The sequence below is a fragment of the Collinsella sp. TM09-10AT genome (assembly GCF_003436275.1).
Lineage (GTDB): Bacteria > Actinomycetota > Coriobacteriia > Coriobacteriales > Coriobacteriaceae > Collinsella.
On sequence record NZ_QSOP01000001.1, the window covers coordinates 1 to 24,357 of the forward strand.

Below are 24,357 nucleotides of genomic sequence, written 5' to 3' on the forward strand. Positions count from 1 at the left end.
GCGGCCCGCGCTGCATGAGCATGCCCTTCTGGCGCGAGGACCTCTAAGGTTTTAACGGTTCCGGTGCGGTCCCCCTACAACCGCACCGGTTTCGCCCGTCAAACGGGCACCACTTTTTAGTAATTCACTTTTTCGAAAGGAAACGAACCATGGGTGTTAACCTCTCCGGCCGTAGCTTCCTCAAGCTCCTCGACCTCACCACCGAGGAGATCGAGTACCTGCTCAAGCTCTCCAAGAACTTCAAGGACATGAAGCGCGCCGGCGTTCCTCACCGCTATCTCGAGGGCAAGAACATCGTCCTGCTCTTCCAGAAGACCTCCACTCGTACCCGCTGCGCCTTCGAGGTCGGCGGCATGGATCTGGGCATGGGCGTCACCTACCTCGATCCGGGTTCGTCGCAGATGGGCAAGAAGGAGTCCATCGAGGACACCGCCCGCGTTCTCGGCCGCATGTATGACGGCATCGAGTTCCGTGGCTTTGCCCAGGACGACGTCGAGGAGCTTGCCGCTAAGTCCGGCGTGCCCGTGTGGAACGGTCTGACCACCGAGTGGCACCCCACCCAGATGCTCGCCGACATCCTGACCGTCCAGGAGAACTTCAACTACGACATCAAGGGCAAGACCCTCGTCTTCATGGGCGACTGCAAGAACAACGTCGCTCGCTCCCTCATGGTCGTCTGCTCCAAGCTCGGCATGAACTTCGTGGCCTGCGGCCCCGAGGAGTGCATGCCCGCTGACGACGTCATCGAGGCCTGCAAGCCCATCGCTGAGGCCAACGGCTGCACCATTAAGCTGACCACCGACGTCAAGGACGGCGTCACCGGCGCTGACGTTCTCTACACCGACGTGTGGGTCTCCATGGGCGAGCCCGACGAGGTCTGGGCCGAGCGCATCGCTCAGCTCACCCCGTATCGCGTTACCTCCGAGGTCATGGCTATGGCCAACCCGGGTGCCATCTTCCTGCACTGCCTGCCCAGCTTCCACGACACCAACACCACGATTGGCGCCGAGAAGTGCGAGCAGTTCGGCATCACCGAGCAGGAGGTCACTGACGAGGTCTTCGAAAGCCCCGCTTCCAAGGTCTTCGACGAGGCCGAGAACCGCATGCACACCATCAAGGCTGTCATGTACGCTACGCTCAAGTAAGAGCATCTAGCATCTCGCTCGGGGTGCATTGCTGCGCACCCCGAGCGCTTTTGTCTGGTAAAAATCTCGCACCGAGCGACATGCACGGCACGGAAGAGCCGCTTCGGGCGAGATCAGTAATTGATTTATGAAGGGGGGATGAGAACTATGACTGAGACCGCTAAGAAAAAGCGCGGTATGCCTTCATCGTTCACCATTCTTCTTGCTCTGCTGGCAATCGTCGCGGTTGTTACCGTTATCGTCTCCGGTACGTCCGGTGGCGCGGTTACCGCTGCCCGCTTGAGCGATTTCTGCACCGCCCCGGTCAAGGGCTTCGCTGACGCTCTGCCCGTCTGCCTCTTCGTTATGATCCTCGGCGGCTTCCTCGGCATGATGACCGAGACCGGCGCCCTGGACAACGGCATTGCCGTTCTGGTGCAGAAGCTTAAGGGCAATGAGATCATGCTCATTCCCGTGCTGATGCTCATCTTCTCCCTCGGTGGTACCACCTATGGTATGTGCGAGGAGACCGTTCCCTTCTACGCCCTGCTCGCCGCCACCATGATGGCTGCTGGCTTCGACCCCATGGTCGGCGCCGCTACCGTCCTGCTCGGCGCTGGCTGCGGCTGCCTGGGCTCCACGGTTAACCCGTTTGCCGTCGGTGCTGCCGTTGACGCTCTGACTGGCGTTGGCATTGAGGTCAACCAGTCCATCATCATCGGCCTCGGTGCCGTCCTGTGGATTGTTACCACTGTTATGTCCATCCTCTTCGTTATGAGCTATGCCAAGAAGGTCAAGGCTGACAAGGGTTCCACCATCCTTTCGATGCAGGAGCTCAAGGACGCCGAAGAGGCTCACGGCAAGGCTGCTTCCGAGGTTCACAAGGAGGTCAAGCTCACCGGTCGTCAGAAGGGTGTTCTGATCGCCTTTGCCTTCACCTTCGTCGTCATGATCGTCGGCTTCATCCCGCTGGCCGATCTCAACGAGGGCGTCGCCAACTTCTTCGATGCTGGCGCCGTCTATGACGCCGACGGTAACGCCATCGTTCAGGGCTGGTCTGCCCTGATCACCGGCCTGCCCATTGGCCAGTGGTACTTCGACGAGGCTTCCACCTGGTTCTTCCTCATGGCTGTCCTGATCGGTATCATCGGTGGCCTGTCCGAGAAGCAGATCGTCAACACCTTCATCACCGGCGCTGCCGACATGATGTCCGTTGTCCTCGTCATCGCTCTCGCCCGTGGTATCTCCGTCCTCATGGCTAGCACCGGCCTCGACGTCTACGTCCTCGACGCTGCCGCCAATGCTCTGGCTGGCCTGTCCGGCGTGATCTTCGCTCCCATGAGCTTCCTGGTCTACTTCGGCCTGTCCTTCCTGATCCCCTCGACCTCCGGTATGGCTACTGTCTCCATGCCCATCATGGGACCGCTGGCTGTTAAGCTCGGCTTCTCGCCCGAGGTCATGGTCATGATCTTCTCCGCCGCCATCGGTGTCGTGAACCTGTTCACCCCGACCTCCGGCGCCATCATGGGCGGTCTTGCCCTGGCCAAGATCGAGTGGACGACCTGGCTCAAGTTTGCCCTTAAGCTCATCGTCGCTCTCTCCGTCGTCTGCGCCATCATTCTGACCGTCGCCTGCGTGATGCTCTAAGTACCCCTTGGGTACCCCACGGAACCTTGACGATCCTGCAAAGGATTACCTGGTCATCGTCTTTCCGGTGGGGTAAACCCACCGGTAGACTCCTACCTTTAGCCCCCTCCCGTTCCGTGCGCTGGAGGGGGCGCTCTTGTGTTCCGGCGTTTTACCAAACGCCGGAACCACTCGACGCTGCAAGCCCGCCAGAGCGGCAATCTGACGTTCAATCGTCGGGCATGGCCAAAAGGCCTATGCCCTCCTCTTTCACGTCACCTTGCTCGCTCTGGTGGGCTTTCGCTGACTTATGCTCAACCTGCGGCGCTGCCATTGTTGGCGCAGGGGGCGGCTTGCTCGCTCTGGTGTCTGTTCGCTGTTCGTTCTCTGCCCGCGACGTTTCTGCTGTTGGTGCAAAGGGGTCAGGTTACTTTGCGCCAAAAGGGGAAGTTGCGGTGGAATAGTTCCCGTTTGGCCGTCTTGAGGGGTTAAACAGGAGCTATTTCACCGCAACTTATCGATGGCGTGTTTGGTTGGTGCCTGTTGATGGCCTGGGCATCGGGGAGGGCAGGCTCCGTTATAATCGCGTAGGAACTTAATTTACGAAACGGGACGGGAGCCATACATGCGCCAGGGTTTCGACAACGCGAAATATATCGAGCTGCAGGCCGCTCATATTAAGGAGCGCATCTCGCAGTTTGGCGGCAAGCTGTATTTGGAGTTTGGCGGCAAGCTGTTTGACGACTATCACGCGAGCCGCGTGCTGCCGGGTTTTGAGCCGGACAGCAAGTTTCGCATGCTCAAGAGCATAGCCGACGACGTCGAGGTCATCATCGCCATTAACGCGAACCACATCGAGAAGAACAAGGCTCGCGGTGACCTGGGCATTACCTATGACGAGGACGTTTTGCGCCTGGTCGACCTGTTCCGCGGCAACGGCTTTGCCGTCGCGGCTGTGGTCATCACCCAGTACGCCGGCCAGCCCGCTGCCGATGTGTTCCGCAACCGCCTGAACGCGCTCGGTATTCCCGCCAAGCTGCACTATCCCATCGAGGGGTATCCGCACGATGTCGATCTGATCGTGTCCGACGATGGCTATGGCAAGAACGAGTTTGTCGAGACCACCCGACCGCTCGTTGTGGTCACTGCCCCCGGTCCTGGCTCGGGCAAGCTTGCCACCTGCCTGTCTCAGCTCTATCACGAGCACAAGCATGGCACGGCCGCCGGCTATGCCAAGTTCGAGACCTTCCCGGTCTGGAATCTTCCTCTGACGCATCCGGTCAATATTGCCTACGAGGCCGCCACGGCTGACCTCGATGACGCCAATATCATCGACTCCTTCCACCTGGAGGCCTACAACAAGACCACGGTCAACTACAACCGCGACGTCGAGGCCTTCCCGGTAGTCCGTGCCCTGATGGAAAAGATCCTGGGCAAGAGCCCCTACCAGAGCCCTACGGACATGGGCGTCAATATGGTCGGCTTTGCCATCACCGATGACGATGCCTGCCGCGACGCTTCCAAGATGGAGATCGTTCGCCGCTACTTTACCGCGGTCGAAAATGTGCGCCGTACCGGCGTGGGCGATGAGCAAGTCGACCGTCTCAAGATTATTATGAAGAAAGCCGGCATCGATAAGAACTACTCACCGGCGCGCTCGGCGGCCCTCACCAGGGAGCAGCTGACGGGTGGTCCCGTGGGTGCCATGGTCATGCCCGATGGCTCCGTGGTGACCGGTAAGACCTCCACGCGCCTGGGCGCCGCAAGTTCGCTCATTATGAACGCCCTCAAGCATGTCTCGGGCGTCGACCTTGAGCTCGAGGTCATTAGCGATGAGGCGATCGAGCCCATCAGCAAGCTCAAGACGCATTTCCTGGGCAGCAAAAACCCGCGCCTCCACACCGACGAGACGCTTATGGCGCTGTCGATCACCTCGGCCACGAGTGAGACGGCCGCTCGCGTCCTTTCGGGCCTGGAGCAGCTGCGCGGTTGCGATGCCTTCTTTAGCGTGATTATCTCGCCGACGGACGAGACGGTACTGCGCAAGTTGGGCATCAACGTGTGCTGCGAGCCCAAGTTTGAGCGCCGCGGTTTCTTCCATCGCTAAGTTTGAAGCACCGCGGTAATTGCATTGCATTTTGGCCGTATCGGGTTAGCGCCCGGTACGGCTTTTTGATCAATAAAGCGTCTATTTCGGCGAAAAATAGCTGTTTACCTGCCTAGAAACAATTTGAGCGGTATACAATAACCGTAACTGTTTCATCCTTAGCGGGATGCCGCATGATGGATATTACCTGCCATCGTGAGGTGTGTCGGTCGCGCACGGCGCGTTAGATGCTCGTGCTCGGTTTGAGGAGGCTGCTATGGCGGGCAAGGGTCGTGCGAGTGTCAACGATATGAAGCGTGTCGAGGTGCTGGTGTTGATGGAGATCGACCAGCAAACCGAAGACAATGGCGGGCCGTATGGTTTCTCGCGCAAAACGCTTGCCGAGCGCGTGGGGGTTTCGCCGTATCGTGCCCGCGCCGCAATCGATCGCTTGGATTCCGAAGGTATGATTGATGTCGTCTCGCGTTATAGCGACGACGGCGGTCAGCTTGCAAATGGCATTTGCCTCACCGAACGTGGTGAGTGGTATCTTGAGGGCGTCCGTACCGGCATGCTCGTTCAAGAAATGCTTGAGGACGAGGTTGCTGATCGATAGCAGCATGTAACCCTTGCCATAGCGACGCCGCCTGGGAAACCGGGCGGCGTTTTGTTTCAAGATCGAGAAATGCAATCGCACGCGAGAAAAATTGCGGACGGTCCGCGGCGCGAGTATTACAATGAAGACCCGTAAGATGTGGATAAACAACTTCTACGGGAAGCGCAGGTAACTCAATATGACCAAGCATGTGTTCGTAACCGGTGGCGTGGTTTCGTCCCTGGGCAAGGGTATCACCGCGGCCTCGCTGGGCCGTCTGCTCAAGTCGCGTGGCTACAAAGTAACGATGCAGAAGGCCGACCCGTATCTGAACGTCGACCCCGGTACCATGAGCCCGTTCCAGCATGGTGAGGTCTTTGTAACCGAGGATGGTTACGAGTCCGACCTGGACCTGGGTCATTACGAGCGCTTTATTGATGAGAACCTGACCCGCGATTCCAACTTTACGACCGGTGCCATCTACAAAAGCCTCATCGCCCGCGAGCGTCGCGGCGACTTTTTGGGCGGTACCGTGCAGGTGATTCCTCACGTCACCAATGCCATTAAGGATAAGTTCCGCCGCATCGAGGAGCAGACCGGCTCCGATGTAGTCATCACCGAGCTGGGCGGCACGATCGGCGACATCGAGTCCCAACCGTTTGTCGAGGCCATTCGTCAGTACCGCAAGGAGGCCGGCCCCGAGAACGTCTGCTACATCCACGTGTCGCTCGTTCCCTATATCGCCGCCGCCCACGAGGTCAAGACCAAGCCCACGCAGCATTCCGTCAAGGAGCTCCGCAGCTTTGGCATCCAGCCCGATATTATCGTGTTGCGCTCCGACCACCATATCGATGACGCTATCCGCGGGAAGATCGCAAGCTTCTGCGACGTCGACACCGATTGCGTCTTTACCAACGAGGACTGCGCGAGTATTTACGATGTTCCGCAGCTGCTTGCCGAGCAGGACTTTGACCTGCGCATTTGCGAGCGTCTGGGTCTGGACCCGCGTGAGCGCGACATGAGCGAGTGGAACGAGTTCCTGCGCAAACAGAATCACGCCAACCATCACGCCGACAAGGTGAAGATCGCCGTCGTTGGCAAGTACACGCAGCTGCCCGATGCGTACCTGTCGGTTATCGAGGCCCTGCACCATGCGGGCGTCTTCTACGATCGCCATGTGGACGTCCAGCTGGTCGACGGCGAGAGCCTCGACGAGCAGAATGTCTCCGAAGTTCTGGGCGACGCCTCGGGCATCCTGGTCCCCGGCGGCTTTGGCAAGCGCGCCCTGGAGGGCAAGATCCTCGCGGCCGAGTTTGCCCGCGAGCACAAGATTCCGTATCTGGGCATTTGCCTGGGTATGCAGGTGGCCGTGTGCGAGTTCGCCCGCAACGTCGTCGGCCTTGCCGGCGCCAGCTCCTCCGAGTTCGACCCGGACGGTCCGTTTAGCGTCATCGATCTGATGAGCTCGCAGGAGGATGTCACCGAGAAGGGCGGCACCATGCGTCTGGGCGCCTATCCGTGCAAGCTCGCCGCCGATACCCTCGCTCGCGAGGCATATGGCGAGGATCTCGTCTACGAGCGTCACCGTCACCGCTTTGAGTTTAACAACGCCTTCCGCGACCAGCTTGAGGACGCCGGTTTGGTTATCTCGGGTCTGTCGCCCGACGAGCGCCTGGTCGAGATGGTCGAGCTGCCGCGCGACGTGCATCCTTGGTATGTGGCAACCCAGGCCCACCCCGAGTTCAAGAGCCGTCCGACCAACCCGCAGCCGCTGTTCCGAGAGTTCGTGCGTGCCTCGATCGGTCAGCACGAGGGTGTCGATCGCCTGCAGGTGACGCCCATGAACCTCGCTACGGACTAAGGGTGCCGGCGAACAAAGAACATACCGAAGCTACTCCCTCGTCGCTCGCCGTGGCGGCGGGGGAGTATCTCGATTACCTCGCGGTCGAGCGGGGTTTGGCGCGCAACACGATTGCGGCCTATCGTCGTGACCTGACGACGTACTGCGCGTATCTGGAGCGGGCGGGCATCATGTCTTTTGATGAGGCGACTCGTCAGGTCGTGGAGGGCTTTGTCGCCGACCGTCGCGATGGGGGCTATTCCGATGCCTCGGTGGAGCGTGCGCTTGCGGCCGTGAAGGGCCTGCATGCCTTTTTGGTGCGCGATGGGATTGTGGCCCAAAATCCAACGGCGGCGTTGCGCCTGCCTAAAAAGGCTGAGCGTTTGCCGGAGTATCTATCGGTGGAGGATGTCTCGGCGCTGCTCGATCAAGACTTCCCCGAGGGCGAGATGGGCTTGCGCGACCATGCCATCTTGGAAGTGCTCTACGGATGCGGCTTGCGTGTGAGCGAGTTGGTGGGGCTCGATGTGGGCGATATCCATATCGACGATGGCTTTGTGCTCGTTCGCGGTAAGGGCTCAAAGGAACGCCTGTCCCCGCTGGTGGGAAGCGCGGCGCGAGCTCTGACGCTCTATTTAACTGAGGGGCGTTCTCGCTTGGCGGCCCATGCCCACGGAACCGAGACCTCGGCGGTCTTTTTAAATAAGAACGGCCGCCGTCTGTCGCGCCAGGGCATCCATGCCATCTGTGAGCGCTACGGGCGCCAGGTGGGGCTGGTGGGACTCCATCCCCATACGCTGCGTCACTCCTTTGCCACCCATATGCTTGCGGGCGGTGCAGACCTCCGTGTGCTACAGGAGATCTTGGGACATGCCGATATATCGACCACGCAGGTCTACACGCATGTCGATCGTACGCAACTGACCGAGGTCTATCTGGCGGCGCACCCGCTGGCACATCGTTAACACATCGCTGGCCTGCATATCTATAGGTATTTGGGGACGGGCCCCAGATTGCCGCGGCGTGCTTTTGCGCGCGCATGGGCAATCTGGGGTCCGTCCCATTTTTTGCCACTTGTCGTCGCGGTGGCGGGCCGCATGTGCCTTGGGTGGGGGAGTTTGGGGGCGATGTGAACGGCATGTAAAGGGACGCAAAAATCGCCTCAAGGTCAACTTGAAGGTTGAGGTTGAAAGGCGGGGTGCCACAGGTGGCATCCCGCCGTTGCTGTAAACACAACATATTGTGTTTTCGAACATATGATTGGGGGTGTTTTGCAATATATGGTGGGTGGAGTGGTGGGGCGGGGTGGGGGAAGGGGTGGGGAAAGGTGTTGAAAAATGGGGCGGTTCCCCATATTATTAATGACGTCGACAGGCGGGGTGGTTCCCCGCGTACGTGCCATCTGAGTAACCGAGGGGAGGGCGCACATGGGAATGACTGGTGCATACGAGCGCAATCTCGATGCAAAAGGTCGTCTGTCCCTGCCTGCACCCCTTCGCGAGGAGCTTGGAGAGCACGTTCGCGTGTTCAAAGCCCTGGATGTCGATGCTCTGTACGTGTTCTCTGCCGAGGCCTTCGATAAGTGGGTCGAAGGACTCTTCGCGGGTCGTGAGGGCCACGAGGGTTTTAACCCGCGTGACATTAATGACCAGAAGCTCATGAGGGCGATCAACAAGCGCACCACGTCGATGGACGTGGACAGCGCCGGTCGTATCGGTCTTTCCGAGTCTCTCCGCAAGCAGGCGAACCTCGACCGCGAGGTCACGGTTGTGGGCAACTACGACCACCTTGAGGTTTGGGATCGCGCCGCGGCCGATGAGGACGATGACGATGAGGCCCTGCTGGACCTCTTCTTCTCGTAAGGGCAAGGCACGGGTAACGGATGGAGCGTGGGATCTTGACACAAGAATATCGGCATGAACCTGTCATGCTCGGCGAAGTGCTTGAGTCGCTGCGGCTAAAGAGCGGCTCCGTTGTCTGCGATTGCACCCTTGGCGGTGCCGGCCATTCGGTAAAGATGGCTGCGCAGGTGGGGGAGACGGGTCTTTTGCTCGGCGTCGATCAGGACGACATGGCCCTCGAGGCCGCTGGCGCCCGTCTGGACCGCGAGGTTCCCGGCGTTCCGCACCAGCTGCTGAAGGGCAACTTCGGCGACTTGGACGAGCTGCTTTGCTCGGCCGAGGTGCCCGGGGTCGATGGCTTCCTGTTCGATTTGGGCGTTTCGTCACCGCAACTCGATATCCCTGGAAGGGGCTTTTCGTATAACGAGGACGCCCCATTGGACATGCGGATGGATCCGGGTAATAACACCTTAAACGCAGCTGAGGTCATCAACACCTATAACGAACACGACCTCGCTCGGATTCTACGCGTCTACGGCGAAGAGAAGTTCGCCTCGCAGATCGCGCGCGAGATCGTGCGCCGCCGCGAGCAAGAACCGATCGAAACCACCGGCCAATTTGTCGAGATCATCAAGGCGGGTATCCCGGCTGCCGCTCGTCGGCATGGCGGACACCCGGCCAAGAAAAGTTTCCAGGCCATTCGCATCGAGGTCAATCACGAGCTCGATGTGCTCGAACGAGGGCTTGATGCCGCCACCAGGTGGCTCAACCCGGGCGGACGTATCTGCGTCATCTCATATCACTCGCTCGAGGACCGTATCGTAAAGAACCACTTTAAGGAGATGAGCCAGGGGTGCACGTGTCCGCCGGAGATTCCGGTGTGCGTGTGCGGCAACGTGCCGATACTCAAGGTCATCACCCGCAAACCCTTGGTTGCACAGCCTGATGAGGTTGAGCGCAACCCTCGGGCGAGATCAGCCAAAATCCGCGTGGCGCAGCGTCTGTAGGCGCGACCGCGTGATATTGGACCTCCCGCTCGCACCATAAACGAAGCTTAAACACACTACCAACGTACTCGGGATGGGAGGCGGCATATCATGGGCTACAACACTTCAAGCGCAGCACTCGCCTATGATATGAACGCCATGCCCGCCTATCGTGAGACGCCGCAGGCCCCCGTTGCTCCCCGTGAGCAGCGCACGCCGCGCTTTGATGTCTACACGGGCGCGGGCCGTCAGGCAAACCAGGCGGTAAGCCCGGTTTTCATGAGCGTTCTTAAAACGTTTTGCATCATTGCGGCTATCTTCATGACGATCGGCGTCGCCCGCGTGGCGCTCGCCGGTGTTACGGCCCAGGTGCTCAACAGCAACGCCGAGCTTACCAATACGCTCGAAAAGGCGACCGATGAGAGCTCCGACCTGGAGGTCATGCATTCGGTCTATGGCGCCGACACGCGCATTCGCGACCTTGCGGGCGCTTATGGCATGGTGGAGCCCAGCGAGAGCGTTACACTTGACTTTTCGCAGGATGCAGCCGCGGGCGCCAACGCGACCGCGACCGCTCAGTAGCAAGACGGTAGCTGAGTATGACAAATGACTATCGCCGCGGTTCCGATGGGGGCCGCGGTTCTGGACGTCCCTCGTCGCGGGGACGTTCTGGTTATCAAGGAACGGGTCGGCAATCTTACAACGCCGGGCAGTCCCGTGGCAACGACCCGGCGTCGCGACTTCGCGGCTCGGGCGGCCCTCAAGTGCATAACACCAGGTCGCGCAAGAGTTCGTCGACCGAATGGCTCACGGGCACGCCTCTGCCTCGCCGCAAAGCCGTCATGGGCTTCATTGGGCTTGGCTTGGGCTTGGGCGTCTTTCGCCTTGGCGACTATCAAATTGTCGAAGCCGATAAACTGCGCGAGCGTGCCGATGCGCGCCGCCTGCTTGCGCAGACCCTCTATGCCAAACGTGGCACCATCTACGACCGCAACGGTAACGTGCTGGCGTCGTCGGCCGAATGTCGCAACATCGCCGTGAACCCCCAGCTTGTCGAGGATGTTGACAAGACGGTGTCGGCGCTGGTCAAGGCAACTGGAATCGATAAAAAGACCTGCCGCAAGCTCGTTGAGTCCGATGGAACCTGGGTGTATATCAAGCGCCAGGTGGACGAAGACGACGCTGCGGCGCTGGAGAAGAAGAACCTGCCCGGCGTGCTTTTTGAGCAGGCCATGAAGCGCGTATATCCATACGGCAATCTGGCATCGCAGGTGCTGGGTGTAGTGAATGTAGACAACGACGGCTTGACGGGTCTCGAAAAGCAATACAACAAGCTTCTGACCGGCACGAACGGTTCTCTCGTACGCGAGCGCGCGAGGGACGGCAGCTATATCGCGGGCGGTGCCTATAAAAAGGTGGCTGCGGTCGACGGCGTTGATATCGTGACGACGCTCGACGTCAATATCCAGCGTGCGGCCGAGGATGCCCTGGCAGAGGCTGTCGAGAAGACAAAGGCCAAGAACGGCTCGGCGCTGGTCACCGATCCTACGACAGGCGAGATCTTGGCAGCCTGCTCGTATCCGACCTACGACCAGACCAATTTGGAAAACGCCAAGACCGAGGATATGAACCTGCGCCTGGTCACCGACGCCTACGAGCCCGGCTCGGTCTTTAAGACGCTCGTGGCGGGCGCCGGCTTCGACTTGGGCGTCGTGCGGTCGAGTACGTCGTTTGAGGTGCCGGCGAGCATCAAGGTGGGCGACGATACCGTCACCGATGCCGACAAGCGCGACTACGCCATGACCATGGATGTGCGCGAGATGATGCGCCGTTCGTCCAACGTGGGATTTGTCCTGGTGGGGCGCAAGATCGGTGCCGACGACTTTGCTGCCTATGTGGACAAGTGGGGCATCGGTCACAGCTCTGGTGTCGATTTTCCGGGCGAGAGCCTGGGCATCGTCAAGGAGCGTGACCAGTATGACGGCGCCACGCTGGGCTCGATGAGCTTTGGACAGGCGCTGTCTGTCTCGCCGATTGAGATCGCACGTGCCGTGGGCGGCATCGCCAACGGCGGCGTGATGATGACCCCGCACTTCTATAAGTCCAGCAAAGGCGACGAGAAGGACTGGGGCGAAGGCGAGCGCGCGATTTCGGAGGATGCCGCATCCCAGGTGACATCGTGCATGCAGACGGTCGTGTCGGAGGGAACGGGCGTTGGCGGCGCGGTTGACGGCTATGACGTGGCGGGTAAGACCGGTACGGCCGAACGCGCCGACGAGAACGGCGGCTACCTCAAGGAGAACTACATGTCGTCCTTTATGGGCTTTGCACCGGCACAATCGCCCAAGGTGCTGTGCTATATCACGCTCGACGGAACGCCGAGCGGCTCAGATGCCGCTGCGGTGCCGTTCCAGTCCATTATGGCCAACGCGCTCGACGTGCTGGGTATCCCGCACACGAAGTAGGGGGTTACAATCTTTGGGGCGTGGTTTGTTGTCCCATATGAGGGGTGTTCACATGCCCTGCACCACGCATGCGCGGCGCTGGGATACAATACGCCGATAGCATTATTTAGGTTTACAGGGGAGCTGCAATGATAGAGATCGCCGTCAACAACCTCGCGGCCGCAACAGGGGCCCGAACCGTGACGGGAGAAGTCGATCGGGTATGCCGCGGGTGCGTTATCGACTCGCGCCAGGTCGAGGAAGGGACGATTTTCGTCGCCTTTCCCGGTGAAAACGTCGACGGCAATGATTTTGCTTCCCGTGCGGTCCAGTCGGGTGCCGGCGCCGTCGTGATGACGCGTGAGCCCGAGGCCGAGCTGGTCTCGCTGGCGCAGGACAAGGGCTGTGCCATCTTGCTGACCGATGATCCCGAGGAGTTTCTGCTGCGTTTGGCGCATGCGTATCGCCTGGAGCTTGGCTGCCTGGTCGTTGGCATTACCGGTTCCATCGGCAAGACGACGACCAAGGACGTGCTCGCCGCTGTGCTCGCCAAGCGCTATCGTGTCTGGGCCACCAAGGGCAATTTCAATAACCTGATCGGCATGCCGCTCACGGTGCTTTCCGCTCCGGCCGATACCGAGATCCTGGTGCTCGAGATGGGCATGAACCATTTCCACGAGATCGAGCGCCTGTCCCAGTCCGCCAATCCCAACCTTGCCATCGTGAGCAAGATCGGCACCTCTCATATCGGCATTTTGGGCAGCCGCGAGAACATCGCCCGCGCTAAGGCCGAGATTGTACAGGGCATGTGCGCCGCCGGCGACTATTTGCCGCTGCTGGTTTTGGGCGGCGAGGACGATTTTACGCCGTTCATTCGCGATACGTTCGCCCAGCCTGCTGGTATCGACGTGATGCTGGCCGGTGTCTCTGACGATGATGAGGTCCGCGCCCGCGACGTTCGCGTTGATGACGAGGGCCGTCCGGTCTTTACGCTCGATTTTGGTCAGGGCGAGACAATCGATACCATGCTTGCCATCCCCGGCGTGCAGTCCGTTCCTAATGCCGTTAAGGCCGCCGCGGTTGCCTATCGCCTGGGCGTGACGCCCGAGCAGATCGATGCTGCCTTTAGGGGTCTTACGATCACCGGTCACCGCCAGGAGATCAAGCGCGCCAAGAGCGGTGCCCGCGTCATCGATGACTCCTATAACGCCAGCGCCGAATCGATGGCAGCCGGTCTCGACCTGCTGTGCTCGCTTTCGTGCACGGGGTCTCGCATGGCGATCCTGGGCGAGATGGGCGAGATGGGCGATGAGGCTCCTCGCATGCATGAGCTCGTGGGCGCTTATGCCGCCGCCAAGAAGCTCGACATGCTGGCGTGCGTGGGTGGTGAGCTGGCCCAGCTTATGGCCGATGCCGCACGCATGATGGGCATGGACGAGGACCGCATCCAGGTGTTCTCCGATTATCAGCAGGTGCTCGACCGCATGGGCGGCGCGCTTGAAAAACATGATGTTGTACTGGTCAAGGGTTCCCGCTTTGTTGAGCTCGACCGCTTTCTGGAAGGTGTGTGCTAGCCCATGTTCGGCAATCCCTCGTATCCAACGTATCAGGCTTTTTTGGGGCTTGGCATCGCCGCAGCCATTGCGCTGCTGCTCATGCCGTGGTGGATCAAGCTGCTCAAGGTCGAGGGTATCGGCCAACAGGTTCGTGCCGACGGCCCCAAGCGTCATTTGGTTAAGCAGGGAACGCCCACCATGGGTGGCGTTGTCATCCTCGTCGCGATCTCGCTGACCTGCCTGCTGATGGGCAAGCTCACCACCGAGCTCGTACTCGTGCTGCTCGCCACGCTGGCGACCGGCGTGCTGGGCCTGATCGACGACCTGACCTCCGTTACGCATGGGCGCTCGCTCGGTCTGACGCCCCATGCCAAGATGATCGGCCTAACCATTATCTGTGTCACCTTTACGGTACTTGCCGTCAACTGGTGCGGCGTCGCCCCCGAGATTCGTTTTCCCGGTGGGTTGACGATCGACCTTGGCGTGCTTTCGACCACCATCTGCGGCTATTCGTTCCCGTGGCTCTATATTGTCTTTTGCTGGTTGATGATTGCCGGTCTTTCTAATGCCGTGAACCTGACCGATGGCCTTGACGGTCTTGCTGGCGGCACCTCCATGATCGCCATGCTCGCCATGGCTGCCATGGCGTTTCTGCACGGAGACGTGAACCTGTCCATCTTCTGCACCGCGTGTGCCGGTGCCTGCTTGGGCTTTCTGTGGTTCAACTGCTATCCGGCGAGCATCTTTATGGGTGATACCGGCTCGCTTGCTCTGGGTGCCGCGTTTGCCTGTACGTCCATCATGACTAACACCGAGGTCGTCTCCCTCATCATCGGCGGCCTGTTTATCGTTGAGACCCTGTCGGTCATGATTCAGGTTGTCTACTTCCACTTTACGCACAAGCGCGTCTTCCTTATGGCGCCCATCCATCATCATTTCGAAAAGAAGGGTTGGGCCGAGACCAAGGTCGTCATCCGTTTTTGGATTATCGCTGCGGCATTTGGTGCCGTTGGCCTTGCTCTGTTCTTCCAGTTGGGATAGTGGTCTTTCATGCCTCTTGCTGAAGTCTTTAGCCTGCTCGTTTTGGGTCAGGGCAAATCCGGTCTCGATGTCGCCCGCTGGGCGCTGGCACATCCCGAGCGCGTAAGCGCCGTTACCGTGTATGGCGGCGGCACCTCTGAGCCCAATGACGCCACGCGTGCGCTCGAGGCTGCTGGTGCGTCGTTTGTCTATGGGACCGAACAGGTCGAGGGCGCCTATGACGCATGCGTGACGTGCCCGGGCATCTCGGAGTTCTCGGGCTTCTTTAAGGCCGGGCGCGAACATGCCGCCCAGATTATGGGTGAGCCAGAGTTTGCCTATCGCCTGTCGCCCGATAACTGGATTGCCATCACGGGCACCAACGGCAAGACGACCACCACGTCGCTGACCGATTATCTGCTCAAGGCTGCCGGCGAGGCCAGCGTAGCTGTCGGCAACATCGGCGAGCCGCCGGTCAACGAGATTGACGGCCGAGCCCGCAACGAGTGGTTTGTGGCTGAGCTCTCGAGCTATCAGATTGCTACGACCACCGAGCTCCACCCTCGTGTGGCGGTGCTGCTCAACATCACTCCCGACCACTTGGGCTGGCATAAGAGCCATAAGAACTATGCGCTTGCCAAGATCAAGCTGTTTGACAATATGGTCGATGACGATCTGGTGGTTGTCGACGTCGAAGACGCCGGCATTCACGAGTTCGATGAGTACATCTATACGCCGGGTCGCCGCATCTGCAAGGTCGCTTTTGACGAGCCCGAGGGTGCAGACGCCGCCTTTGTGCGCGACGGCAAAATGGTCGTGCGCCTGAAGGGCGTCGAGACTCAGCTTGTCGCCACGTCCGAACTCAAGATCTCGGGCCATCACAATGTTATCAATGCCCTGTGCGCTGCCACGGCTGCCCTGGCAGTCGGTGCCGATGTCAATGGTGTCTGCCGCGGTCTGGCCTCGTTCCAGCCGCTCGAGCACCGCGTGGAGCCGTGTGGCGAGATTGACGGCGTGCGCTACGTCAACGATTCCAAGGCGACCAACACCGATGCGGTCGAGAAGGCGCTGACGGCATTTCCCGATGACGACGTGATCTTGCTGCTCGGCGGCCACGATAAGGGCACGCCGCTCACGGACTTCGCGCGCGTTGTTATGGATAACGTACGCTCGGTCGTCTGCTTTGGCGATGCGCGCGAGCGCTTTACCGCCGCTATGGACGAGGCCGATGTCGATGGCGATGTGGATATCGCCCAAGCGGATGACCTGCGCGATGCCGTGGACGTCGCCCGTTCGCTGTCGAGCCGTGGCGACGTGATCTTACTTTCTCCTGCCTGCTCTTCGTTCGATGAGTTCTCGGGCTATGAGGAGCGCGGCCGCGTGTTTAAGGACTATGTGGCGCAGCTTGCCGCTGCGGCGAAATCGCAAATGGAATAGGGGTTGCCGGTGAGAGAGGAGAGCCCCCGACAAGGTATGAGGAGGCCCGACTCGGACCGTGCTTCCTCGCGGCGTAGCACACCGCGTTCCGGTCGCGGCGGGCAGTCGTTTAGCGAACGCTATATTGCCGGCGTTCCCGCCCGCATCATGCGCCCCCGTCTGATATTTATGGCCTGCCTGTTTACTTTGGTGTGCTTTGGTCTGCTGATGGTGTACTCGGCGTCTTCGGTCGAGGCGCTGCACGAGAATGGCTCGGCGACGTTTTTCCTGGGTCGACAGGCCGCGTTTGCCGTGGTTGGTGTTCTGGCGCTGATTGCCATCGTGCGCGTTTTGCCGGACAGCTGGTTTGGGGAGGATGTGCTTAGGATCTTCCTTATCGGCATGATAGGGCTACTGTTTCTGGTGTTCTTGGTGGGCAGCGGCAGCCGTGGCGCCACGCGCTGGCTCAACATCGCCGGTATTCAGTTCCAGCCTTCCGAGTTTTTAAAGCCATTTGCCATTGCGTATTCGGCCATCATGCTTGATCGCTTCTTTTCGCCCGGTGGCAACATAAACGAATTCCTTCGCAAGATGGGCATCTACCTGGGTATTTCGCTCTTTCTGATCTTTATCCAGCCCGATTTCGGTACTGTCCTGATCATCCTGTTGACCCTCATGTGCATGGCGTTGTTTGCGGGTCTCGACCCGAGATTTATCATCGGCGTGCTAATCTTCGGCATTCTCGTGATCGTGATTGCACTTGTCGCAGAGCCGTACCGTATGGTGCGTATTCAGGTTGCCTTGAACCCTTGGGCTGACGAGTATGGTGACGGCTATCAGGCCACGCTTGCCATCATGGCCTTTGCCTCGGGCGGTCTGTTCGGCCGTGGCATCGGCAACTCAACCATGAAGTACTCGTATCTGCCCGAGGCGCACAATGACTACATCCTGGCCATCATTGGCGAGGAAGTCGGCTTTGTCGGAACCGTGCTGTTCTTCTTGGTGTTTGCGATGCTGATCTACTCGGCGTTTCGCATTGCCGAGCAGGCGACCGATCGTCGGGGCGCGCTTATGGCGTCTGGCTCCGCGGTCATTCTCGCGGTGCAGTTTTTGATTAACGCGCTGGGCATCCTCAACGTGTTTCCCATGACGGGCAAACCGTTGCCGTTTATTAGCTACGGCGGTTCGTCGATTATTGTGTCGCTTATGCTTGCCGGGTTGATCCTGCGCGTTTCGTACGAGAGCGCCCGCCGCGATGAGTATGACCGCCGCCGTGAGAGCTTTGCCGTTATGGACGAGAGCACCGCCGGCGTGGCCCATGTGCGCGGTGAACGACCTTCGCGTAGCGGCTTTACCGTTCTGGATGGTTCTGCATCCGAGCCGGCAGCTCGTCCACGCTCGCGAACGGCTCCGCAAGGTCGTCCGCAGCGCCCCAGCCCTCGCAACGCGGGCGGCGGATATAATCGAATCGATTTGAACTCGGACCCGTCGGCGCGTCTGCGCACCGACGACCAGGGACCGCGTGTACGAAGGGACTACCATGACCGATAAAATGACCGTTGCTATTGCAGCCGGCGGCACGGCAGGACACATCAACCCCGCGCTCGCCTTGGCCGAAGAACTGCGTGACCGTGGCCACCACGTTGTGTTCGTGGGCCAGTCGCGCAAGCTCGAGGGTCGTTTGGTCCCCGAGGCTGGGTTTGATTTTGTGCCCATTACGGTCACGGGCTTCGACCGCTCCCGTCCTTGGACGGCGCTGACCTCGCTGTGGCGTGTCAATAAGGCCAAGCGTGCGCTCGCCAATCATTTCTCAAAGGTCGGCAAGCCCGATGCCGCCATCGGTTTTGGTGCCTATGTCGAGGTTCCGCTGTTGGGGTGGTGCAAGGGCGCAGGCGTTCCGTATCTGCTGCATGAGCAGAACTCTGTTCCGGGCCTGGCCAACAAGATGATGAACTCCCACGCCGCCCGCGTGTGCATCTCGGTGCCGGCAGCGCGTTCGGTCTTTGAGCGCGAAGGTGACCCTGACCACGTGCTCATGACCGGCAACCCCGTACGTCGCTCGGTGATCGAGGGCGATCGCGATCGTGGCCGCAAGGCACTTGGCGTTCCCGAGGACGCTACGCTGCTGCTCGTCTTTGGCGGTTCACTTGGCGCCCAGCACCTCAACGAGCGCGTGACTTCGCTCAAAAACGAGCTGCTTTCGCGCAAGAACCTCTATGTGTTGCATTCGACGGGTGCCGACGGCTTTGAGGAGACCGAGCGCGCTTTGGCGCTGACGCCCGAGGAGGCGAAGCGTTACCGCGTCCAGCCTTACATCGACAACATGGGCGATATGCTGGCTGCTGCCGATTTGGTGCTCTCGCGTTCGGGTGCATCGAGCGTGGCCGAGATCGCTGCGCTCGCCGTGCCCTCGGTGCTCGTGCCGTATCCGCATGCGACGGCCGACCACCAAACCACCAATGCTCGTTATCTGGTCGACGCCGGGGCCGGCGTGCTCTGCGCCGATGCCGATATCGACGGTTCTGCCTTTGCCGATGAGCTGCTGCACCTGGTCGATGACGCGGCGGCGCGCGACGCCATGCGTCAGGCGGCGCGTGGTCTGGCTCAGGATAGAGCCGCCGCTCTTCTGGCCGATGCGGTAGAGGGTTTGCGTTAGTTAGACGGGATATCTTCGGTCGCCCTCGCGCTGATGCGGTAGGTGCGGTACAGTTAACGGGTTACAGGCAGTGTTTACGCAAGGAGTACACGAGCACATGGCTGATTCCCAGACTGCAACCTCCGCGCCCGAGTTTAAGAGCGCCCACTTTATCGGTATCGGCGGCGCCGGCATGAGCGGCATCGCCCTCGTTCTGCACGAGCGCGGTTATGCCGTTACCGGCTCCGACCTTAAGACGTCACGTTATATCCGCCAGCTTACCCGCGCTGGTGTGAAGGTGCATGTGGGCCATGAGGCCGCCACGATCGACGAGGTCAAGCCCGACGTGGTTGTTGTCTCCACCGCTATTCCGGAGTCCAACCCTGAACTCGTGCGTGCTCGCGAGCTTGGTATTCCCGTGTGGCCCCGTGCCAAGATGCTCTCTGCTTTGGGCCACGGCTACACCACCGTCGCTGTTGCCGGCACGCATGGCAAGACCACCACGTCTTCGATGTGTGCCACCATGCTCGACCGCATGGGTCTGGATCCGAGCTTCTTGATCGGCGGCATCGTTGAGGGCTATGACACGAACGGCAAGAACGGCTCGGGCGACTACTTTGTCGCCGAGGCCGACGAGTCCGACAGCTCCTTCCTGTTCCTGAACCCCAACGTAGTCATTGTGACCAACGTCGAGGCCGACCACCTCGATCACTACTCGGGTATCGAGGAGATCGAGGCAACTTTCGCCAAATTCATGAGCCTGGTGGGCGAGGACGGCACCGTCATCGTCTGCGGTGAGGACCCGCATCTGGTCGAGCTCGCCAAGTCGACGGGCCGTCACGTGCTTTCCTACGGCTTTGCCGAGAGCAACGACATCGTCTGCATGCACCCGGATGTCAAGGGCATCCAGAGTGACTTTATCGTTCGCTTTGAGGACGGCACTGAGCGCGCTGTGGAGATCAAGAGCAATCCCGGTCGCCACAACATGCTCAACGCCACGGCGGTGCTCACCGTCGCCCATGTCCTGGGCCTTGACATCGACGCCGCCGCCAAGGCGCTCTCGAGCTTTGAGGGCGTCCGCCGTCGCTTTACCCACGTGGGCGATATCGATGGCATCACCGTGGTCGATGATTACGGCCATCACCCCACCGAGATCAAGGCGACGCTTGCTGCCGCTTCGTCGCTGGGTTACAAGCACGTCGACGTCGTGTTCCAGCCGCACCGCTATTCGCGCCTGCAGGCCCTGTGCGACGACTTTGCCGATGCATTTGCCAATGCCGATAAACTGCTGCTGATTGATGTGTTCTCGGCTGGCGAGATGCCCATTCCGGGTGTCACCTCTAAGATGCTCGCCGATACCGTGCGCGCCAAGCATCCTGGCAAGGAGGTCGTGTACTGCTCCAGCCGTCTTGAGCTCAATCAGGAGCTCGAGCAGATGGTGGGCGAGGGCGACCTGCTGCTCACCATGGGTGCCGGCGACGTTACGACCGTCGGTCCCGAGTTCATTGAGTATCTGACTGCCAAGAAAGACGCTTAAGTCTAATGGGTCTGTTTAACGCCGTCATGGCGCTCTCGGGCATGATCGACACGGATGTGATCGAGGACGAGCGCCTTGCGCGTCATACGAGCTATCGTATCGGCGGCAAGGCCGACCTCTTTGTGACGTGCCATAGCTATCATGCCCTCCGCCGCGCCGTGGCGGTGCTCGATCGCGAGCAGGTGCCGTGGGTCATCATCGGCAAGGGCTCCAATCTGCTGGTTGCCGATGGCGGTTATCGCGGTGCCGTCATTTCGCTCGGACGTGAGTTCCAGCGCACGGTTGTTGCCGATGACGGTTGTACGCTGACGGTCGGTGCGGGCGTGATGTTTGCGCGCCTGGTCAACGATGCCCTGTCGCGTAGCCTCTCGGGCCTTGAGTTTGCCGTTGGCATTCCCGGTTCGGTCGGCGGTGCGATATCTATGAATGCCGGCACGCGGACCGAGTGGATTGGCTCGCTGGTTGAGGATGTCGTAACGTTTGACCCGGCATCCGGTATCAAGCATTATGCGGGGTCCGAGATCTCTTGGGGCTACCGCGAATGTAGCCTTCCCCGCAATGAGATCATCCTCGAGTGCGTGCTCAAGCTTAAACCGGCGCCCAAGGCCGACATTCGCGAGCGCATGGAGCGGTACCTTACAAGGCGCAAGCGTACGCAGCCCATGGGTCGCGCATCCTGCGGGTCTGTCTTTCGCAACCCGCCCGATGCGAGTGTGGGCAAGCTTATCGAGGATTGTGGATTAAAGGGTTTTTCGATTGGCGGCGCGGAAGTTTCGCCCGTTCACGCTAATTTTATCGTTAATAACGGAACTGCCTCGGCCGATGACGTTGCCGCGGTTATCAGACATGTGCACGGAAAGGTGAGGGAGGCGTATGGCATCGAGCTCAGACCGGAAGTTAAATTCCTCGGCTTCTAGAGCATCGAAACCCACCTTCCGCCGCGCCGGAGGGCGTTCCGGCGCGCCTGCCAAACCTCAACGCAATACCGTCGCGCACTCTAAGTCTGTCGGGCATGCTCGACAGACCAGTCGTCCGGTCGTCGGCTCGCAGCTCGGTAATCGTCCGGCCGCAAAAAAGTCCTCGCGTCCCTCGGTGACGTCAAAGCCTGTTATGGGCGCCAAGCCTGCCCGTCCCATGGCAGCTCCCAAGCCCTCGACGGGAACTAAAGCGGCGCGTCCAGGTCTCACGCTGGGCGCATTGAAACCGCGCTCGCTGACATCGGTGCCGGCTACCGCCAAGAAGCCTTCGAGTAAAAAAGGTTTCAACCCGTTATCTTCACTTGGAGCGATGGCAAATAAAACATCAGACGCCGCTTCTGTCGTTACAGGCAAAGGCAAAATCGTGGGCGGCGTTCTGGCCGTCTTGGCCGTGCTCGTCGTCGTTGCCATCGTGGTGATCAACTCTGGACTGTTTACTGCCACTGATATTCAGATTCAAGGCAGCGAGCATGTGACGAAGCACGATGCTATCCAGCTGATCGACTTGCCCGAGGGAACGTCGCTTTTTAACGTCGATCCCGACCAGATTACCGAGGATCTCAAGCAGAACCCGTGGGTTTCGGGCGTGGATGTCCAGCGCCAGTTTCCCCATACGCTTATCATCACGCCGACGGAGCGTAAAGTTATCGCCATTGCGTATATCAGCTCCGACGACCTTGCCTGGGCTATCGGAGACGATGACACCTGGATCGCCCCGCTGTCGACGTCGGTCGAAGTGGACGACCAGGGCAACGTCATCACGACAGGGCAGGGCTCAAATACCTTGACCGGAATCGATGCCGCGCTGGCGCTCGCCAAGCATTATGGCGCGGTGTTGTTGACTGATGTCTCGGCGGATGTCGCTCCGGTTTCCGGCCAGGCGGTGAACTCCAAAGCCGTTAAGGCCGGCCTGGATTATGTGCGTGGTTTTTCGAGCGAGTTCTTGGGACAAGTCAAGGATATTTCCACGCCTTCGGTCGAAGCCATCTCGGCAAACCTCAATAACGGCATTGAGGTGTCGCTGGGCGATTCGGACGATATCGCCAAGAAGGAACGCGTAGTCACCAAGTTGCTTTCGCAGGTAGAGGGCGTAACGTATATCAATGTGCGCTCTCCGGGCAACTACACATTTAGGAATGCTCCGACCTCGTAGCGCTGGTTGATGCTTTGTTGAGGGGCCATACCACGCCGTTTATCTGGTTTGTTTGGTTTTCACGGTCAATTATTTGACTGATACGTTCATAATGTGCAAACATAATACGGTTTACCTTTGCATTTACTTTCAACCTGAAGGTTAATGTGCGCAGGGGTCGACCCATGCTATGGCTATAACCTTTGTTCGGAGGACCGACATGCACGAGACAGAGATCAACAACTACCTTGCCGTCATTAAGGTGGTCGGCGTCGGCGGCGGCGGTACCAACGCGGTCAATCGAATGATCGAAGAGGGCATCCGCGGCGTCGAGTTTGTTGCCATCAACACCGATGCTCAGGCGCTCGCGATCTCTGATGCCGATATCAAGGTGCACATCGGCACCGACCTTACCCGCGGCCTGGGCGCCGGCGCCAATCCCGAGGTTGGCCGCAAGGCTGCCGATGAGTCCCGCGATGACATTGCCGAGGCGCTCGCTGGCGCCGACATGGTGTTCATCACCTGCGGCGAGGGCGGTGGTACCGGTACCGGCGCCGCTCCCATCGTTGCCGATATCGCGATGAACGAGGTCGGCGCACTGACCGTCGCCGTCGTGACCAAGCCCTTCACCTTCGAGGGCCGCAAGCGCAAGAAGAGCGCCGAGGAGGGCATCAAGACCCTCTCCGATTGCGTCGACACCATGATCGTTATCCCTAACGACAAGCTGCTCGACATCGCCGAGAAGAAGACCACCATGCTCGAGGCCTTCGCGATTGCCGATGGCGTCCTTTCCCAGGGCACCCAGGGCATCACCGACCTCATCACCGTCCCCGGTATCATCAACCTTGACTTCGCTGACGTTAAGACCATCATGAAGCAGGCCGGTACCGCCATGATGGGCATCGGCACCGCTTCTGGGGACACCCGTGCCGTCGACGCCGCCCAGCAGGCTATTTCCAGCCCGCTGCTCGAGAGCTCCATCGATGGCGCCACGCGCGTCCTGCTTTCCATCGCCGGCTCCAAGGACCTGGGCATCCAGGAGATCAGCGACGCCGCCGACGTTGTCGCCAATGCCGTCGACCCCGAGGCCAACATCATCTTTGGTACCGTTGTTGACGAGTCCCTGGGCGACCAGGTGCGCATCACCGTTATTGCCACGGGCTTCTCTGATTCCAACGTCAACCGTCAGGATGAGCTCTTTGCTGCTCAGCAGTCTCAGAGCAAGGCCGCTGCCTCCGCTGAGCCGCAGCGCACTGCTCCGGCTGCCAGCCCGGCTCAGGCTGCTCCGACTCGCAACGTCGGTGGTACCGAGCTGCCCAACTTTGGCAACGACCAGTTTGAGCTTCCCGACTTCCTCAAGCGCGGCAGCTTCTAGTTCGTTTTTTCAACGACCTGCACGGGGTGTGTCCATTTGGATGCACCCCGTTTTGTTTCTCGTTTGTAAACGAAAGCCTCCAATCTCCTTACGTTCCCTTTACGTTTGGTCCCTACCGCTGCGGGTATCCTTTTAAGGAAGTATGGCAGCCGTATGACGCGGACTGC

Annotated in this window: 19 protein-coding genes; all 19 read left to right on the forward strand. The window is 59.9% G+C overall.

Annotated elements, in window-relative coordinates; genetic code table 11:
- The first annotated feature begins 149 nt into the window (after nucleotides 1-149).
- The 19 genes from argF (at nucleotide 150) to ftsZ (ending at nucleotide 24,190) form a co-directional block, all read left to right on the forward strand.
- Nucleotides 150-1,145: an ornithine carbamoyltransferase gene (gene argF, locus DXD77_RS00005; RefSeq protein WP_117584234.1), complete on the forward strand. Its 996-nt coding sequence runs from the start codon at nucleotides 150-152 to the stop codon at nucleotides 1,143-1,145.
- Nucleotides 1,146-1,283: 138 nt separating this feature from the next.
- The gene (locus tag DXD77_RS00010) at nucleotides 1,284-2,771 is read left to right on the forward strand and encodes a YfcC family protein (protein WP_369831490.1); all 1,488 of its coding nucleotides are present in this window, start codon (nucleotides 1,284-1,286) and stop codon (nucleotides 2,769-2,771) included.
- A 604-nt stretch (nucleotides 2,772-3,375) separates the two neighbouring features.
- The gene (locus tag DXD77_RS00015) at nucleotides 3,376-4,857 is read left to right on the forward strand and encodes a DUF1846 domain-containing protein (protein ID WP_006234276.1); all 1,482 of its coding nucleotides are present in this window, start codon (nucleotides 3,376-3,378) and stop codon (nucleotides 4,855-4,857) included.
- Between the two features lie 256 nt (nucleotides 4,858-5,113).
- Nucleotides 5,114-5,452 carry a hypothetical protein gene (locus DXD77_RS00020; RefSeq protein ID WP_040358312.1) on the forward strand — a complete coding sequence of 113 codons (339 nt, stop codon included), beginning with the start codon at nucleotides 5,114-5,116 and terminating at the stop codon, nucleotides 5,450-5,452.
- 178 nt (nucleotides 5,453-5,630) lie between these two features.
- The gene (locus DXD77_RS00025; protein ID WP_055252564.1) at nucleotides 5,631-7,292 is read left to right on the forward strand and encodes a CTP synthase; all 1,662 of its coding nucleotides are present in this window, start codon (nucleotides 5,631-5,633) and stop codon (nucleotides 7,290-7,292) included.
- A gap of 2 nt (nucleotides 7,293-7,294) precedes the next feature.
- On the forward strand, nucleotides 7,295-8,236 hold the full coding sequence (gene xerD / locus DXD77_RS00030) for a site-specific tyrosine recombinase XerD (RefSeq protein WP_172674638.1): 942 nt from the start codon (nucleotides 7,295-7,297) through the stop codon (nucleotides 8,234-8,236).
- Between the two features lie 462 nt (nucleotides 8,237-8,698).
- Nucleotides 8,699-9,133 carry a division/cell wall cluster transcriptional repressor MraZ gene (locus DXD77_RS00035; RefSeq protein ID WP_006234269.1) on the forward strand — a complete coding sequence of 145 codons (435 nt, stop codon included), beginning with the start codon at nucleotides 8,699-8,701 and terminating at the stop codon, nucleotides 9,131-9,133.
- A gap of 20 nt (nucleotides 9,134-9,153) precedes the next feature.
- The gene (rsmH, locus tag DXD77_RS00040; protein WP_006234266.1) at nucleotides 9,154-10,119 is read left to right on the forward strand and encodes a 16S rRNA (cytosine(1402)-N(4))-methyltransferase RsmH; all 966 of its coding nucleotides are present in this window, start codon (nucleotides 9,154-9,156) and stop codon (nucleotides 10,117-10,119) included.
- Nucleotides 10,120-10,209: 90 nt separating this feature from the next.
- Entirely contained in the window at nucleotides 10,210-10,680 is a 471-nt protein-coding gene (locus DXD77_RS00045) for a hypothetical protein (RefSeq protein WP_022094483.1), read from the forward strand.
- A 182-nt stretch (nucleotides 10,681-10,862) separates the two neighbouring features.
- Complete coding sequence (locus tag DXD77_RS00050) at nucleotides 10,863-12,563, forward strand: penicillin-binding protein 2 (RefSeq protein ID WP_334203902.1); 1,701 nt, start codon at nucleotides 10,863-10,865, stop codon at nucleotides 12,561-12,563.
- A gap of 128 nt (nucleotides 12,564-12,691) precedes the next feature.
- On the forward strand, nucleotides 12,692-14,116 hold the full coding sequence (murF, locus tag DXD77_RS00055) for a UDP-N-acetylmuramoyl-tripeptide--D-alanyl-D-alanine ligase (protein ID WP_117647212.1): 1,425 nt from the start codon (nucleotides 12,692-12,694) through the stop codon (nucleotides 14,114-14,116).
- A gap of 3 nt (nucleotides 14,117-14,119) precedes the next feature.
- Nucleotides 14,120-15,139 (forward strand): phospho-N-acetylmuramoyl-pentapeptide-transferase, encoded by a 1,020-nt coding sequence (gene mraY / locus DXD77_RS00060; protein WP_089571579.1) that lies wholly within the window; start codon nucleotides 14,120-14,122, stop codon nucleotides 15,137-15,139.
- Between the two features lie 9 nt (nucleotides 15,140-15,148).
- The gene (gene murD / locus DXD77_RS00065) at nucleotides 15,149-16,555 is read left to right on the forward strand and encodes a UDP-N-acetylmuramoyl-L-alanine--D-glutamate ligase (RefSeq protein WP_117647214.1); all 1,407 of its coding nucleotides are present in this window, start codon (nucleotides 15,149-15,151) and stop codon (nucleotides 16,553-16,555) included.
- 36 nt (nucleotides 16,556-16,591) lie between these two features.
- The gene (gene ftsW, locus DXD77_RS00070; RefSeq protein ID WP_117647216.1) at nucleotides 16,592-18,085 is read left to right on the forward strand and encodes a putative lipid II flippase FtsW; all 1,494 of its coding nucleotides are present in this window, start codon (nucleotides 16,592-16,594) and stop codon (nucleotides 18,083-18,085) included.
- Nucleotides 18,075-19,190 carry an undecaprenyldiphospho-muramoylpentapeptide beta-N-acetylglucosaminyltransferase gene (gene murG, locus DXD77_RS00075; RefSeq protein WP_117647217.1) on the forward strand — a complete coding sequence of 372 codons (1,116 nt, stop codon included), beginning with the start codon at nucleotides 18,075-18,077 and terminating at the stop codon, nucleotides 19,188-19,190. The genes ftsW and murG overlap by 11 nt, the downstream gene beginning before the upstream one ends.
- Before the next feature lie 97 nt (nucleotides 19,191-19,287).
- The gene (gene murC / locus DXD77_RS00080; protein WP_117636008.1) at nucleotides 19,288-20,706 is read left to right on the forward strand and encodes a UDP-N-acetylmuramate--L-alanine ligase; all 1,419 of its coding nucleotides are present in this window, start codon (nucleotides 19,288-19,290) and stop codon (nucleotides 20,704-20,706) included.
- Nucleotides 20,707-20,711: 5 nt separating this feature from the next.
- Nucleotides 20,712-21,623, forward strand: coding sequence for a UDP-N-acetylmuramate dehydrogenase (gene murB, locus DXD77_RS00085; RefSeq protein WP_117636007.1), 912 nt, complete (start codon nucleotides 20,712-20,714; stop codon nucleotides 21,621-21,623).
- A gap of 217 nt (nucleotides 21,624-21,840) precedes the next feature.
- On the forward strand, nucleotides 21,841-22,836 hold the full coding sequence (locus DXD77_RS00090) for a cell division protein FtsQ/DivIB (RefSeq protein WP_233506661.1): 996 nt from the start codon (nucleotides 21,841-21,843) through the stop codon (nucleotides 22,834-22,836).
- A 199-nt stretch (nucleotides 22,837-23,035) separates the two neighbouring features.
- Nucleotides 23,036-24,190: a cell division protein FtsZ gene (ftsZ, locus tag DXD77_RS00095; protein WP_117647221.1), complete on the forward strand. Its 1,155-nt coding sequence runs from the start codon at nucleotides 23,036-23,038 to the stop codon at nucleotides 24,188-24,190.
- Nucleotides 24,191-24,357 lie beyond the last annotated feature (167 nt).

Coding starts and splice junctions, on each gene's coding strand:
- argF (WP_117584234.1), top strand. CDS start 150: ATGGGTGTTAACCTCTCCGGCCGTAGCTTCCTCAAGCTCCTCGACCTC.
- DXD77_RS00010 (WP_369831490.1), top strand. CDS start 1,284: ATGAGAACTATGACTGAGACCGCTAAGAAAAAGCGCGGTATGCCTTCA.
- DXD77_RS00015 (WP_006234276.1), top strand. CDS start 3,376: ATGCGCCAGGGTTTCGACAACGCGAAATATATCGAGCTGCAGGCCGCT.
- DXD77_RS00020 (WP_040358312.1), top strand. CDS start 5,114: ATGGCGGGCAAGGGTCGTGCGAGTGTCAACGATATGAAGCGTGTCGAG.
- DXD77_RS00025 (WP_055252564.1), top strand. CDS start 5,631: ATGACCAAGCATGTGTTCGTAACCGGTGGCGTGGTTTCGTCCCTGGGC.
- DXD77_RS00035 (WP_006234269.1), top strand. CDS start 8,699: ATGGGAATGACTGGTGCATACGAGCGCAATCTCGATGCAAAAGGTCGT.
- rsmH (WP_006234266.1), top strand. CDS start 9,154: ATGGAGCGTGGGATCTTGACACAAGAATATCGGCATGAACCTGTCATG.
- DXD77_RS00045 (WP_022094483.1), top strand. CDS start 10,210: ATGGGCTACAACACTTCAAGCGCAGCACTCGCCTATGATATGAACGCC.
- murF (WP_117647212.1), top strand. CDS start 12,692: ATGATAGAGATCGCCGTCAACAACCTCGCGGCCGCAACAGGGGCCCGA.
- mraY (WP_089571579.1), top strand. CDS start 14,120: ATGTTCGGCAATCCCTCGTATCCAACGTATCAGGCTTTTTTGGGGCTT.
- murD (WP_117647214.1), top strand. CDS start 15,149: ATGCCTCTTGCTGAAGTCTTTAGCCTGCTCGTTTTGGGTCAGGGCAAA.
- ftsW (WP_117647216.1), top strand. CDS start 16,592: ATGAGGAGGCCCGACTCGGACCGTGCTTCCTCGCGGCGTAGCACACCG.
- murG (WP_117647217.1), top strand. CDS start 18,075: ATGACCGATAAAATGACCGTTGCTATTGCAGCCGGCGGCACGGCAGGA.
- murC (WP_117636008.1), top strand. CDS start 19,288: ATGGCTGATTCCCAGACTGCAACCTCCGCGCCCGAGTTTAAGAGCGCC.
- murB (WP_117636007.1), top strand. CDS start 20,712: ATGGGTCTGTTTAACGCCGTCATGGCGCTCTCGGGCATGATCGACACG.
- DXD77_RS00090 (WP_233506661.1), top strand. CDS start 21,841: ATGGCAGCTCCCAAGCCCTCGACGGGAACTAAAGCGGCGCGTCCAGGT.
- ftsZ (WP_117647221.1), top strand. CDS start 23,036: ATGCACGAGACAGAGATCAACAACTACCTTGCCGTCATTAAGGTGGTC.